Here is a 14632-nt window from a genome sequence, read left to right as displayed (position 1 = left end):
CTTCCTTTACTTAGCGTCGTACCACGTCGGTCCGAAATGATAATCGACTTTAAGCGGCACACGTAACTCAATCGCATGTTCCATCACTTCTGGAACAAGTTTGGTGAGCCGCTCGACTTCCGCTTTTGGCGCCTCTAAAATCAATTCGTCATGCACTTGCAGCAAGATGCGCGCTTGCAGCTTTTCTTGTTGCAGCCGCTCTGCTAAATCAATCATCGCCTTTTTGATGATGTCAGCGGCACTTCCTTGAATTGGCGTGTTCATGGCCGTGCGCTCTGCGAAACTGCGCACATTGAAATTGCGGCTCGTAATATCCGGAAGATAACGGCGGCGGTGCAAGAGCGTTGTAACGTAACCTTTTTGCTTCGCCTGCTGCACGATATCGTCCATATATTGCTTGACTCCCGGAAAGCTCGCAAAATAGCGCTCGATAAAGTTTGCCGCTTCTTTTCGGGAAATATTTAAGTTTTGCGACAGCCCGTAATCGCTGATGCCGTAGACAATTCCAAAATTCACCGCTTTCGCTTGCCGGCGCATTTGTGACGTCACTTCTTCTTCACTGACATGGAAAATATCCATCGCTGTTTTTGTATGAATATCTAAATCATTGCGAAACGCCTCAATTAAGTTGGGGTCATTGGCGATGTGAGCAAGAACGCGCAATTCAATTTGCGAGTAATCGGCCGCAAAAATGACCCAATCAGGTTCTGATGGGACAAACGCTTGACGAATTTTCCGTCCTTCTTCTAAGCGGATTGGAATGTTTTGCAAGTTCGGTTCCGTCGAGCTTAATCGTCCCGTTTGTGTCAATGCCTGGTTAAAAATCGTATGGACTTTGTTTGTATCGGAATGAACAACTTTAAGCAATCCTTCTATATAAGTGGATTGTAGTTTGCCAAGTTGCCGGTAATGTAAGATCTTCTCGACGATTTCATGATACGGTGCGAGCTTCTCCAATACGTCAGCGGACGTCGAATAGCCTGTTTTTGTTTTTTTCATGACCGGAAGTTGCAATTTGTCAAACAAAATGACACCGAGCTGTTTTGGAGAGTTAATGTTGAATTCTTGACCGGCTAACTGATAAATATCTCGTTCAATCGTTTTTAATTGTTCATTAAGCTCTTCTCCCATTTCCCGCAGCCGCTCGACATCGATTTTCACGCCGGCGTATTCCATTTCTGCTAAAATGAACGTCAATGGCAATTCTAATTCTGTAAATAATGAATACTGCTCATTTTCCTGCAAATCGTTAATAAATTGCTGCTTTAATTCTCGAATGGCTGCTGCCTTTCGAACAAGGTGTTCGGCGAGAATCGGCTCATCAGGTACCGCTTGTTTCGCTCCTTTGCCGTAAACGGACTCATCGGACTGCACGTTCACATATTGTTTTGCCTTTGCTACAGATGCCACATCTTCCGTTGAGTGCGAAGGATTTAAAAGATAAGAGGCGATGAGCAAATCAAAATCGATTCCTTTCATATCAAGACCTTGCCATTTTAAAGCAACAATCGCCCGCTTCGCGTCAAAAACGCTTTTTTTCTTTTCACCGTCTTCAAGCCACTGTCGAAAAAGCGAGGATGATAAGGCAACATCTGTCGGGATAAACACATTTCCGTTTTCGTTTGCCAATGCAAACCCGAGAATCGGTGCTTTATGATAGTTGTCTTCCAATATTTCTACAATGAGAGCCGACTCATTTGCTAGCATCGACTCCGTCACTTCTCGAGCAATTGTGTAACGAATCGAAGCTAAATGCGCAGTTTCTTCCTCTGCTTCTTTCACATTCATTTTTCCTAATAATGAATTAAATCCAAGTTCTTTGAATAAAGCGACGACTTTGTCAAGGTCATACCCTTCGTATTTCGTGTCCTCAAGCGTAATACCAAGCGGAGCATCGCGCAAAATGGTGGCTAATTGCTTGCTGAGGAGCGCCAGATCGCGATGTTGTTCAAGGTTTTCCTTTACTTTTTTTCCGCTGACTCTCTCAAGCGATTCAAGCAGATGCTCGACGGTCCCAAACTCTTTTAACAGCTTTAACGCTGTTTTTTCTCCAATACCTGGAACCCCTGGAATATTGTCTGATGCGTCCCCCATCAATCCTTTTAAATCGATAATTTGTTTCGGCGTCAATCCATACTTTTCTTGAATCGTTTCCGGAGTATATGATTCAACATCGGTAATGCCTTTGCGAGTAATATCAACCGTCACATGCTCAGAAGCAAGCTGTGTTAAATCGCGATCGCCCGAGATCACTTTCACCTCAAAACCTTCTTTTTCTGCTTCGGCACATAGCGTACCGATAATATCATCCGCCTCATAATTGTCGAGTTCATATGCAAGAATTCGATATGCATTCAACAACTCGCGCAATAACGGAAACTGTTCGGACAATTCGGGCGGTGTTTTTTGCCGCCCCCCTTTATATTCTTCAAACGTTTTATGGCGAAACGTCGTTTTTCCTGCATCAAACGCTACAAGCATATGCGTTGGCTTTTCTTCCTCTAAAATTTTCATCAGCATCATCGTAAATCCGTAAATCGCATTCGTGTGAATGCCTTTTTCATTATTTAAAAGCGGCAACGCAAAAAATGCCCGATAGGCAATGCTGTTTCCGTCAATAAGTACAAGCTTTTTTTCCAAAAATGTTCCCTCCTCCGATCATCCTGCTTTTATTGTAGCATGATTATCGGGATAATGAAAAAAAGACGAGAACATTTTTTCGTTCTCGTCCCTCAAGGGTTGGCTCCTTGGATGAAGGGGTTTTCGTTACTTATCATAACAATCGTTTATGAATTCATGGTAAAGTCGTTGTTAATATTTTGTAAAACTATTCTTCTTTCGGAAAATGGACGGTAAATGTCGCCCCTTGTCCAACTTGGCTCTTAACGGTAATATACCCATGATGCGCTTCGACAAGGTGCTTCACAATCGCCAATCCTAATCCTGTTCCTCCGGAATTGCGGCTTCTTGCTTTATCTACGCGATAAAACCGTTCGAAGATGCGCGGAATTTCTTTTTCCTCAATGCCAATTCCCGTATCTTGAACATGAATGAGCAGTTCATCATTTTTTTCTTCAAGGCTCACTTCGACTCGTCCATCTTTCGGCGTATATGTGAGCGCATTGGTAATTAAATTAATAAATATTTGCTTGAGCCGATTGCTGTCTCCAGCAAAATATATCGGCTTTAAAGCGTTTAAGCGCAATGCAATATTTTTTTCTTCCGCTCTTGCCCGAAACATCACAATTAATTCTTCGAGAAGTTGCGTCATATTAACAGTTTCAATCTGAAGCTGAAACCCGTGCTGTTCAATTTTCGATAAATCGAGCAAATCTTGAATTAAGCTTTGCAGCCGCTCGCTTTCCTTTAGGATAATAGATAAAAAATGCTCCAATGCCCGCTCATCTTTCATCGCCCCATCTAACAATGTTTCGGCAAATCCTTTAATAGACGTAATCGGTGTTTTCAATTCATGCGACACATTTGCGACGAAATCTTTTCGCATTTGCTCAAGCTTTTTGAGTTCGGTAATATCATGGAAAACAAGGACAATCCCTTTCCATTCATCGTTTGTACCAATAATGGGTGCACCGTATACCTCAAAATGCTTCCGCTCAATGTCAATCGTTAAGACAAGCTGTTTGCGTACTTTCGTCTCCTTCATAAAAATGTCATCGACAAGTTCGATAATCTCCTTATGGGCAAACGCTTCTCTATACAGGCAATGCAAATAATCGACAGGGCGAATATGGAAAATTTCTTTGTATGCGCGATTCACAAGGTTGATATAACCGCGGCTGTCGATTAAAATCAAGCCGCTTCCGACATTTTCAATTAACGTATGCAACCGGTCTGTTTGCATTTCCTGTATTTTACTCATCTCTTGTAAATTGCGGGCTAAAATGTTAATGGAGTGGCTAAGCATGCCTGTTTCATCGCTGCGCGTTTCATATACTCTTGCCTTATAGTTGCCGCGAGCCAACTCAAAGGCCGTTTTTGTCGCCGCTTCAATCGGCTTCATATAATGGTCTGCAATTTTTAGCCCAAGCAAAATGATCACAATTAACGCAGTGCCTAGGCTGCTAATTAACACTCCCCAAATTTGCTGATTGATCTTTTTTAAAGAATTGACAGGGGTGCTCAAAATGACATATCCCGCTTCTTTTCCGTTCCGAGAAAATGGAACGATATAATAATATACATCGCGCTTTTCCTCAATAATCGAAGGGTTGTTTGTTTTCTTGCTGTGCAAAATATCGCGCACGATTTGCTCATGGGCATGATCGCTAATATTGGCGATGCGGCCTGTATCGATTAGCGTCCGTTCCCGACCATCTAGTACGGTGATACGTGATGCCAACGTTTCACTCATTGCTTTAATTTGTGGGCGAATCGCGTCTATCGCCTCGTTCTCAAGTAAAAGAGCAATGATTTTTGCCTCTTTTTCAATTCGCTTATTCATCGTCTCTAAATAAAAATCTTTAAATAATTGCCCAAGCAATATTCCAAGACAAATAAGCACAGCTACGATTAAAGAAATAAGCGCAAACAAAAGCCGTGAGCGGGGACTAGTCATCGCCTTTTGGCTCCTCCAGCTTGTACCCTAAGCCGCGAATCGTTTTAATATATAACGGTTTTTTTGTATTTTGTTCAATCTTCTCACGCAAATGGCTAATGTGTACGTCAACGATGCGCGTATCGCCGGCAAAATCGTAATTCCATACAGCGCTTAAAAGCTGATCCCGTGTTAGCACGCGTCCTTTATGTTTTGCTAAATAAACAAGCAATTCAAACTCCTTTGGTGTTAATTCAAGTCGTTCCCCATTAAAATACACTTCGTAGTGATCAGGGAGAATTTCTAAATTGCCGATGCGAAGCGTTTGGCGTTCTTCTTCCTCATGCGCAGGCTGCGACGATTGAATGCGGCGCAAAATCGCTTTAATACGCGCCAATACTTCTCTCGGACTGAACGGTTTTGTCATATAATCATCGGCGCCAAGCTCCAAGCCAAGCACTTTATCAAATTCATCATCTTTTGCCGTTAGCATTAAAATCGGAATCATCATTTTTTGTTGGCGCAGTTGCTTACAAACTTCCATGCCATCCATTTTCGGGAGCATTAAATCAAGAATCATTAAATCCGGCTGTTCCCGAATCGCTTTTTGCATTCCTTCCTCCCCGTCATTCGCGGTAACGACCTCAAATCCGGCTTGCTCTAAGTTGTACTGTAAAAGCGTCACAATAGACGGTTCGTCATCTACAACTAACACTTTTTTGCTCATATGTTCCTCCATATTCGATAAAAGATGTTATTACTATTATACCATAAAAAAGACTGCCTCTTTATAACAGAGACAGTCCGTTTCGATTAGAAGTTCTCCAAAAACCGGCTATTAAGAGCCGATATCGAATATGGAGGGCAAACCTTTAATGTTCCTTCAAGCACCTTTTCTTTTTCATCGCGAAGCGCTTCTACTGCAACCGTAATCAAGTGCTCATCTTCATTTACTTCTTTCACTTCGAACAAAAATTGCAAATCCTCATAATGATAGACCGGCTTTAAAAAATCGATGTTATGTTTCTTAATATGGCTTCCTGGCCCTGGCAAATATTTAGAAATGGCCGATGTAATCATTCCAGTCAGCATAATCGTAGGAACGATCGGTCTCTCTAACGGTGTTTGCGAAGCGTAATCATGTTGAATGTACAAAGGATTTGCATCATCTGTCAGTCCAAGATAGAGCAATAAATCTTTATCTTCTATTTTTGAATTAATTACCAATTTCTCCCCAACCGTGATTTCTGATATATTTCTCCCCAATTTTCGTTTTTTTAGCATCACTTACACCCCTTTGTTTAGAAAGCGCTTCCAATAAAAAATTAGAGGCAAACATTCGGGATTTCCCGAATGTTTGCAGGTTTTTCTATTCTAATACCTTCATTACATTTTTCACAGATTCAACCGATTTAGCAAGAGCCGCTTTTTCTTCCTCTGTTAACTCAAGTTCAATCACTTTTTCAAGGCCGTTTCCACCTAAAATCGTCGGCACGCCTAAATAGATGCCTTCATATCCGTACTCACCTTCAAGATAAGCGATCGCTGGAAGGACGCGACGCTGATCTTTAATAATCGCTTCTACCATTTCCACAAGTGAAGCAGCAGGAGCGTAATATGCACTTCCGTTTCCAAGGAGGTTGACGATTTCACCGCCACCTTTGCGCGTACGTTCCACAATTGCGTCTAAACGCTCTTTTGGAATAAGCTTTTCAAGCGGAATGCCGCCAGCATAAGAGTAACGTACAAGCGGAACCATGTCATCGCCGTGTCCGCCTAATACGAAGCCCGTAATATCCTTCACAGAAAGATTTAACTCTTGAGCAACAAATGTGCGGAAACGAGCTGTATCAAGCACGCCGGATTGACCGATGACGCGGTTTTTCGAGAATCCGGACTCTTTGTAAACCGTATACGTCATCGCATCAACCGGGTTTGTCAACACGATGATATAGCAGTTCGGAGAGTATTTTACGACTTCTTTTGTGACCGCCTTCATAATTTTTTGGTTCGTCGTCACTAGATCGTCGCGGCTCATTCCTGGTTTGCGCGCAATTCCTGCTGTGATGACGACAATATCAGAATCAGCCGTGTCAGCGTAGTCAGATGTGCCAATGATGTTTGCGTCAAATCCTAACACAGGGCTTGATTCAAGCATATCAAGCGCTTTTCCTTTTGTCGGATTCTCTAACTGCGGAATATCAACAAGCACGACATCTCCAAGCTCTTTTTGAGCTAAAATAAACGCCGTCGTTGCTCCCGTAAAACCTGCACCGATAACAGAGATTTTTTTGCGTTTCATTGGCACTTTTTGAACCTCCCCTTATTATTCGCCCATGTTACGGATCAATGCATCAGCGAATTCGGAACATTTAACCTCTGTTGCCCCTTCCATAAGACGCGCAAAATCATATGTGACAACTTTAGAAGCAATTGTTTTTTCCATTGAATCAATAACTAATTTCGCAGCCTCATTCCAACCAAGGTGCTCAAACATCATAACGCCTGATAAAATGACGGATGATGGATTTACTTTATCCAATCCTGCATACTTCGGAGCAGTGCCGTGAGTTGCTTCGAAAATCGCATGTCCTGTCTCGTAGTTGATATTCGCGCCAGGAGCGATGCCGATGCCGCCTACTTGAGCTGCCAATGCGTCGGAAATATAGTCGCCGTTTAAGTTCATTGTAGCAACAACATCAAATTCACGCGGACGCGTCAAAATTTGTTGCAAGAAAATATCAGCGATCGCATCTTTAACAATGATTTTTCCTGCTGCTTCCGCCTCAGCTTGCGCTTTATTCGCAGCTTCTTTTCCTTCGGCTTCAACAATGCGGTCGTATTCCGCCCATGTGAATACTTTATCGCCAAATTCCTGCTCTGCTAGCTCGTAACCCCAGTTTTTAAATGCGCCTTCCGTGAACTTCATGATATTTCCTTTATGTACGAGCGTTACAGATTTGCGGCCATGTTCAATTGCATAATTGATCGCTGCGCGAACAAGGCGTTTTGTTCCTTCTTCAGAAATTGGTTTAATCCCGATTCCAGATGTTTCAGGGAAGCGGATTTTGCGCACGCCCATTTCATTTTGCAAAAACTCGATCACTTTCTTTACTTCTTCCGTGCCTTTCGCATACTCGATGCCCGCATAAATATCTTCCGTATTTTCGCGGAAAATGACCATATCTGTGTCTTCAGGACGCTTTACAGGCGAAGGAACGCCATTAAAATAACGAACAGGACGAAGACAAACGAACAAATCTAACTCTTGGCGAAGTGCAACATTCAAGGAACGAATTCCGCCGCCTACCGGAGTTGTAAGTGGACCTTTAATCGCAATTATGTATTCGCGAATCACATCAAGCGTTTCTTGTGGTAACCATTCTCCAGTTAGTTTATATGCTTTTTCGCCAGCAAGAACTTCTTTCCATACAATTTTCTTTTCACCTTTGTATGCTTTCTCTACCGCAGCTTCTAACACGCGGGAGGCTGCTGCCCAAATATCAGGGCCTGTTCCGTCGCCTTCAATGAAAGGAATAATCGGATTGTTTGGTACGTTTAGCACACCATTTGTGACTGTAATTTTTTCACCTTGAACCACTTGTAACAACCTCCAATGTATTTAATGTAAAGGGCGAGAATATGTACACATCTCCTCACCCTTTTTTCCATAATGTTATCCTCTTTGTTCAATTGGAACATACACTTGCTTCGCTGGTCCTGTATACTCAGCACGCGGACGGATGAGACGGTTGTTTTCATATTGTTCCAAAATATGTGCAAGCCATCCTGACATGCGGCTTACCGCAAAAATAGGTGTAAACAAATCATGATCGATTCCTAAACAATGGTATACAGACGCCGAATAAAAGTCAACGTTCGGCGGCAACGGCTTAGTGGAGTTCATAATCTCCTCAATCTTCACCGACATTTCATACCAATGTGGCTCTCCTACAAGTTTTGTTAATTTTTCAGACATCTTTTTCAAATGTTTAGCGCGCGGATCGCCTTTTCGGTAAACTCGGTGACCAAAGCCCATGATTTTCTCTTTGTTTTCGAGTTTTTTATGAACATATGAATCAACGTTGTCAACACTCCCAATTTCTGTAAGCATTTTCATAACGGCTTCATTTGCTCCGCCATGGAGAGGTCCTTTTAACGCGCCAATCGCTGCTGTAACACCAGAATAAATGTCGGATAGGGTTGCTACGCAAACACGTGCCGTGAACGTCGATGCATTTAATTCGTGGTCAGCATGCAATACAAGCGCTTTATCAAACGCTTCGACAGCTACCTCATTCGGTTCGTTACCTGTCAACATGTATAGGAAGTTGGCAGCAAATCCGAGATCCTTGCGTGGCGCGATCGGCTCCAATCCTTTTCGGATGCGGGAAAAAGCTGTCACAATTGTCGGAATTTTCGCTTGCAAACGAATCGCTTTACGATAGTTCGCTTCTACATCCATCACATCCGCTTCGTCATCATGCAGTCCTAGCAGCGAAATCGCTGTGCGCAAAGCGGCCATCGGATGAACTTTTTCAATCGGATATAATTTGAAATGCTCAATAATTTCATTCGGAATTGCCGCGTTTTCTGCAAGCTGCTTTTTTAGTTCATCGAGCTGTTGTTGCGTTGGAAGCTTACGATGCCAAAGTAGATAAACAACTTCTTCAAATGTGGCATTTTCCGCTAAATCATCGATGTCATAACCAACATAAGTTAGCGTGTCATCAATAATCGAACTAATGCTGGACGTCGTTGCGACAACCCCTTCTAGACCGCGTGTTACTGTCATATACATCTCTCCTTCTTCACTAAAATTCCCCTACTCCCATTCTGTTTCAGCACACGAGAGCGAGCGCTTGCTCGAAATGATTGGATAAAATTAGAAAGAAAATGCTTACATTTTATATTGTATTCATATTGTCTTTTATTCATTGATACATGGCAATATGAATACCATCCACGTCCCATGGCAAATAAAAGGGCTCTTGTCTATATTATAAACAATTATCTGACTTTTGTGAATCAAAACGATTCATTCTCCGCCGATATTATCATAAAAAAATGATTTTCATAAATATTCTATCACCTTCATAACCATATATGCAATTCCTGCACCAATTAACGGTCCAACAGCAACTCCCTGAAAGAGGGATACAGCAATAATCGTTCCAAATACAAGAGCGGTGGTTATATGGGGATCAGTCGAAAGCAAAGTCAGTCCTCCTTTGGCAATTAAAGCAACAAGCAGTCCGGATAAAAGCGCGATCCATGCCGACAGCGATTGGAGGGATTCACCCAACTGCTTTAATCCGATTTCCCCTGTAGCAATCGGTGCTAATACAGCAACAGTGATAATTGTGACTCCCCAATTTATTCCTTTTGATTGAATGGTTGGAAGCCATTTTCCTTCTAATCCCACTAGTTTAATAATTAACAAAATAGACACAGCTATGATTAACGATTGATTTTTAGCTATAATGCCAATTAATAATAACATAAACAAAAATAGTACCGGCTCATTCAATGTTCGTCTTCCTTTCCCATTAAAAAAATTGAAACCTGTTTCTTTTCATTCGCGTATATAAAAGGTACTATTATAGTATGGAAAAAACTTGGAGGTGAAATTTTGTCTCATCAATATTTATATAGTGCGCTGCGCTTTGTTTTCGTCGTCATCACCGTCGCGCTTGGCATCATTTTCATTTACTACGCAGCAGCCGTTACATATCCTTTTCTTATCGCTTTCTTCATTGCGTTTATGATCAATCCGCTTGTCAACTATTTAGAGAAAAAAGCAAGAATGCCGAGGTCACTTGCAGTCATTCTTACATTAATCCTGCTTTTTGCTGTTTTGGCAGGGTTGGTGACATTGTTAATTGCTGAAATTGTATCCGGCACACAATATTTAGCAGAGGTCGTGCCAAGCCATTTTCAAACTCTTGTTGTCTATATTGAAGATTTTTTTGCTAGCCAAATTATCCCTATTTATAGAGATTGGGCTGCTTTATTTAAAAATTTAGATGCAAGTCAACAAGATACAATTATGAACAATATTCAGGCAGTCGGAACACATATCGCCACAACCTTCGGCCAATTTGCACAGAATGTATTGCAAAACATTCCAAGACTCATCGGTTGGTTGCCAAACGCAGCAACTGTTATCATTTTTTCTTTACTCGCTACCTTTTTCATCAGCAAGGACTGGTATCGTTTGAGCGGAGCGGTCCAGCATTTATTGCCAAATAAAGCGCGGACAAGCGGACGCACTGTATTTCTCAATCTAAAAAGAGCATTGTTCGGTTTTATTAAAGCTCAAGCAACACTTATTTCCATTACGACGGTAATCGTTCTTATCGGACTATTGATTTTACGCGTTGACTACGCAATTACGATCGCGCTCATCATCGGTATCGTCGATGTGTTGCCATACTTAGGCACAGGCATCGTCTTTGTTCCTTGGATCATATACACTGCTGTCAGCGGAAATATGCCATTTGCTATCGGCCTCGGCGTTTTATATGTCATCGTACTTGTCCAAAGACAAATTATGGAACCAAAAGTTCTATCTTCATCAATTGGTCTTGACCCTCTTGCTACTTTAATCGCCTTATTTGTAGGATTTAAGTTACTCGGCTTTCTCGGGCTTATTGCCGGTCCAGTGCTGCTTGTCATCATTCGTGCTTTGCATAGCGCCAATGTCTTTCAAGACCTTTGGCAATTCATTAAAGGCAAACCCTCTACGTAAGCAAGCCCTTCTTTCATCCGAGAAGGGCTTCTATCTTCTCATATAGAAAAACATTTTCGTTTCAAACAGCGATTTTAGCCAACGGGTTATAGCTGGCTTGAAAAACATCCTCGTCGCTGGCAAAAGTAAAAGAAAACCGATTATATCCGTAAGAAATCCTGGCGTTAACAAAAAAATGGCGCCCGCTAGCACACAAATTCCGTCGAGTACCGCTTCGCTTGGAAGCCGGCCATTCATCAATTCCCATCTTGCTTGCTGCAAAACTGCTAGCCCTTGTTTTTTGGCTAGCCACGCTCCCCCGATCCCTGTCATGCCAATACCTATCACAGTCGGCCAAATCCCGATCGTTTGGCTCGAAATCACAAACAAAGTGATTTCAAGCACCGGAATGATGATAAACAATGCTATAATCATTCTCATTTTATCTCATCCTTCCTGACAAAAATAAAACAGAGAAGGATTTCTTCTCTGTTTTATTATACCTTATAATACGCTTGCATGTCCTTGATAAATAGCGCCAAACCCAGCATCAACAGTGATTTCTTGTCCATCTTTCAAAATGGCTGTTGCATTCGGTACACCTACAACAACCGGAATGCCGAGACTTAAACCGACAACAGCCGCATGGCTTGTTAAGCCGCCCTCTTCTGTAATAATTGCCGCCGCTTTTTCTAGCGCTTTAATCATATCAGCGTCTGTGCTATATGTGACAAGTATACCGCCTTCTACCATCTTGCTCAGCGCTTCTTCCGCTGTTTTGGCGATCACTGCTTTTCCAAAAGCCGATTTTCGCCCAATTCCTTGCCCCTTCGCAATAATGTCACCAATGACATGCACTTTCATTAAGTTGGTTGATCCAGTTTCTCCAATTGGAATGCCGGCAGTGATTACCACAAGATCCCCGTGCTTGACGATTTTCGATTTTACTGCAGCTTCTACCGCAATATCTAGCATTTCGTCAGTTGAGTTTACTTGCGGGGCTACTTGCGGATATACTCCCCACACAAGCGCTAATTTGCGTGAAACAGCATCGCTTGATGTAACGGCGACAATCGGCGCCTTTGGACGGTATTTTGAAATCATGCGCGCTGTTTGGCCGCTAACAGTTGGTGTGACAATAGCTGCAACATCAAGGTTAATAGCGGTATTAGCGACAGATTGGCAAATGGCGTCTGTAATGGTCGTGCCGCTTTGTTTCGTGCGCTGCGTAAGCAAATCGCGATATTGGAGCGCTTGTTCTGTGCGCAATGCAATGCAGTGCATCGTTTTCACAGCCTCTACCGGATAAAGCCCAGCTGCTGTTTCCCCTGACAGCATAATCGCGTCAGTTCCATCGAAAATCGCATTCGCCACGTCGCTTGCCTCTGCCCGTGTCGGGCGGGGATTGCGCTGCATTGAATCTAACATTTGCGTTGCTGTAATAACCGGTTTCCCAAGAGCATTACATTTTTTTATCAGTTCTTTTTGAACAAGAGGCACTTCTTCTGCAGGAATTTCTACACCTAGATCACCGCGCGCAACCATAAGGCCGTCCGCTACTTCCAAAATCTCGTCGATATTATCGACTCCTTCTTGGTTTTCAATTTTCGGAATAATCTTAATATCAAGAGCATCGTTCGCCTCTAGTAATTCCCGAATCTCCAGTACATCAGAAGATCGGCGAACAAACGAAGCAGCGATAAAATCGATTCCCTGCTCAATTCCAAATAAAATATCGTGGCGATCTTTATCGGTAATTCCCGGCAAATTCACGCGCACTCCCGGAACATTAACACCTTTTTTGTTTTTTAATACACCGCTGTTAAGAACTTTTGTCACAATTTCTCTTTCTTGCTTATGAACAGATACGACCTCCAAACCAATTAGACCGTCGTCTAGAAGAATTTTAGCTCCTGGTTCGACATCGTCAATCAGACCCTCATACGTAACCGAAATTTTTTCGGGTGTGCCCAGCACTTCATCCATCGAAATAATGACTTCAGAACCTTCTTTTAGCTCAATCGCTCCATTTTCCATATCATGTGTGCGAATCTCTGGGCCTTTTGTATCTAGGAGAATCGCCACCGTTTTCCCCGTACGTTTTGCTGCTTCGCGAATATTTTTAATACGTTGACCATGTTCAACGTAATTGCCGTGTGAAAAATTTAGGCGTGCGACGTTCATCCCGGCTTCAATTAGCTCAACAAGCTTTTCGACACTTTCGCTTGCAGGACCAATTGTACAGACAATTTTTGTTTTCCGCATGTTTCCCATTCTTCCTTTCTACCCACCATTATGGTAACGATACCATGCTCCATTAGATGGAAAGTTCTTTTGAAAGCTGATACATTTTTTGATCGACCGTATGTGTGTGCGATAATGCTTCAATAATATCATGATCAACTAGCTGGTTATTTTGAATGCCGACACAGCGTCCGCCTTTTCCTTCGAGCAGTAACTCGACCGCACGCGCACCTAATCGGCTTGCTAGCACGCGATCAAACGCCGTCGGAGAACCGCCGCGCTGTACGTGTCCTAACACGGTTACACGAGTTTCAAATCCAGTTGCCTCCTGGATTTTGTTTCCGAATTCGACCCCGCTTCCAACTCCTTCTGCCACAATGATAATACTGTGCCTTTTCCCGCGTTCATGGCCTCGTTTTAAGCGGGCTACAATATCATTCATATCATAATCTGCTTCTGGAATTAAAATGGATTCCGCACCGCCAGCAAGTCCCGCCCAAAGCGCAATATCTCCTGCATGACGTCCCATGACTTCGATCACATATGTGCGTTCATGAGAGGTAGCCGTATCGCGGATTTTATCAATTGCATCAATAACTGTATTTAAAGCTGTGTCAAATCCGATCGTAAAATCTGTTCCTGGTATGTCGTTATCGATCGTTCCAGGTACGCCGATACAAGGATAACCGTGCTCAGTAAGCTTTTTCGCCCCTTGATAAGAACCATCTCCGCCAATGACAACGAGTCCCTCGATGCCGTGCTTTTTCAATTGTTCAATTCCTTTAAGCTGACCCTCTAACGTTTTAAATTCTGGACAACGTGCTGTGTGTAACATCGTCCCGCCGCGATGAATAATGTCACCTACATCGCCAATCTCTAGCTTTCTAATTTTCCCTTCAATGAGCCCGGTATAGCCGTGGTAAATTCCGAACACTTCTACTCCATGATAAATCGCTTTACGTACCACCGCCCGAATGGCAGCGTTCATTCCCGGGGAATCGCCTCCGCTTGTCAACACACCTATTCTCTTCATTTTGCTCACCTCGTATTCATCAGTCTTGCCTATACCCCTTTAGAAGTCCGACCTCATACATTGTATAAAA

12 protein-coding genes are annotated in these 14632 nt (G+C 42.7%); 1 reads left to right on the top strand and 11 read right to left on the bottom strand.

The genetic code is table 11. From position 1 onward, the window contains the following. Nucleotides 1-6 precede the first annotated feature (6 nt). From polA to N667_RS0114155, 8 genes are all read right to left on the bottom strand, one after another. Complete coding sequence (polA, locus tag N667_RS0114190; RefSeq protein ID WP_027410190.1) at nt 7-2640, bottom strand: DNA polymerase I; 2634 nt, start codon at nt 2638-2640, stop codon at nt 7-9. A 187-nt stretch (nt 2641-2827) separates the two neighbouring features. Further along, the gene (pnpS, locus tag N667_RS0114185) at nt 2828-4576 is read right to left on the bottom strand and encodes a two-component system histidine kinase PnpS (RefSeq protein ID WP_027410189.1); all 1749 of its coding nucleotides are present in this window, start codon (nt 4574-4576) and stop codon (nt 2828-2830) included. Continuing rightward, nucleotides 4569-5282: a response regulator transcription factor gene (locus tag N667_RS0114180; protein ID WP_027410188.1), complete on the bottom strand. Its 714-nt coding sequence runs from the start codon at nt 5280-5282 to the stop codon at nt 4569-4571. Before N667_RS0114180 ends, pnpS begins: the two co-directional genes overlap by 8 nt. Nucleotides 5283-5368: 86 nt before the next feature. Then, nucleotides 5369-5839, bottom strand: coding sequence for a MaoC/PaaZ C-terminal domain-containing protein (locus N667_RS0114175; RefSeq protein WP_027410187.1), 471 nt, complete (start codon nt 5837-5839; stop codon nt 5369-5371). 85 nt (nt 5840-5924) lie between these two features. Further along, on the bottom strand, nt 5925-6863 hold the full coding sequence (gene mdh, locus N667_RS0114170) for a malate dehydrogenase (RefSeq protein WP_027410186.1): 939 nt from the start codon (nt 6861-6863) through the stop codon (nt 5925-5927). 18 nt (nt 6864-6881) lie between these two features. After that, entirely contained in the window at nt 6882-8156 is a 1275-nt protein-coding gene (icd, locus tag N667_RS0114165) for an NADP-dependent isocitrate dehydrogenase (protein WP_027410185.1), read from the bottom strand. A gap of 75 nt (nt 8157-8231) precedes the next feature. Then, complete coding sequence (citZ, locus tag N667_RS0114160) at nt 8232-9350, bottom strand: citrate synthase (protein WP_027410184.1); 1119 nt, start codon at nt 9348-9350, stop codon at nt 8232-8234. 279 nt (nt 9351-9629) lie between these two features. Beyond that, the gene (locus N667_RS0114155; protein ID WP_198020558.1) at nt 9630-10058 is read right to left on the bottom strand and encodes a DUF441 domain-containing protein; all 429 of its coding nucleotides are present in this window, start codon (nt 10056-10058) and stop codon (nt 9630-9632) included. A 129-nt stretch (nt 10059-10187) separates the two neighbouring features. On the opposite strand from N667_RS0114155, the gene ytvI reads away from it, so the two are divergent. Next, complete coding sequence (ytvI, locus tag N667_RS0114150) at nt 10188-11306, top strand: sporulation integral membrane protein YtvI (protein WP_027410182.1); 1119 nt, start codon at nt 10188-10190, stop codon at nt 11304-11306. A 30-nt stretch (nt 11307-11336) separates the two neighbouring features. On the opposite strand, the gene N667_RS0114145 is transcribed toward ytvI, so the two are convergent. The 3 genes from N667_RS0114145 to pfkA form a co-directional block, all read right to left on the bottom strand. Further along, nucleotides 11337-11726, bottom strand: a complete 390-nt coding sequence (locus tag N667_RS0114145; protein WP_027410181.1) for an FxsA family protein — start codon at nt 11724-11726, stop codon at nt 11337-11339. Between the two features lie 63 nt (nt 11727-11789). Further along, complete coding sequence (gene pyk / locus N667_RS0114140) at nt 11790-13550, bottom strand: pyruvate kinase (RefSeq protein WP_027410180.1); 1761 nt, start codon at nt 13548-13550, stop codon at nt 11790-11792. Nucleotides 13551-13602: 52 nt separating this feature from the next. Beyond that, a complete protein-coding gene (pfkA, locus tag N667_RS0114135) occupies nt 13603-14562 on the bottom strand; it encodes a 6-phosphofructokinase (RefSeq protein ID WP_027410179.1) in 960 nt (319 codons plus the stop codon). Between the last annotated feature and the right edge of the window lie 70 nt (nt 14563-14632).

The organism is Anoxybacillus tepidamans PS2 (genome assembly GCF_000620165.1).
GTDB lineage: Bacteria > Bacillota > Bacilli > Bacillales > Anoxybacillaceae > Anoxybacteroides > Anoxybacteroides tepidamans_A.
Note: the sequence above shows the minus strand (reverse complement) of the source record. Positions and strands in the feature narration are given on the sequence as shown.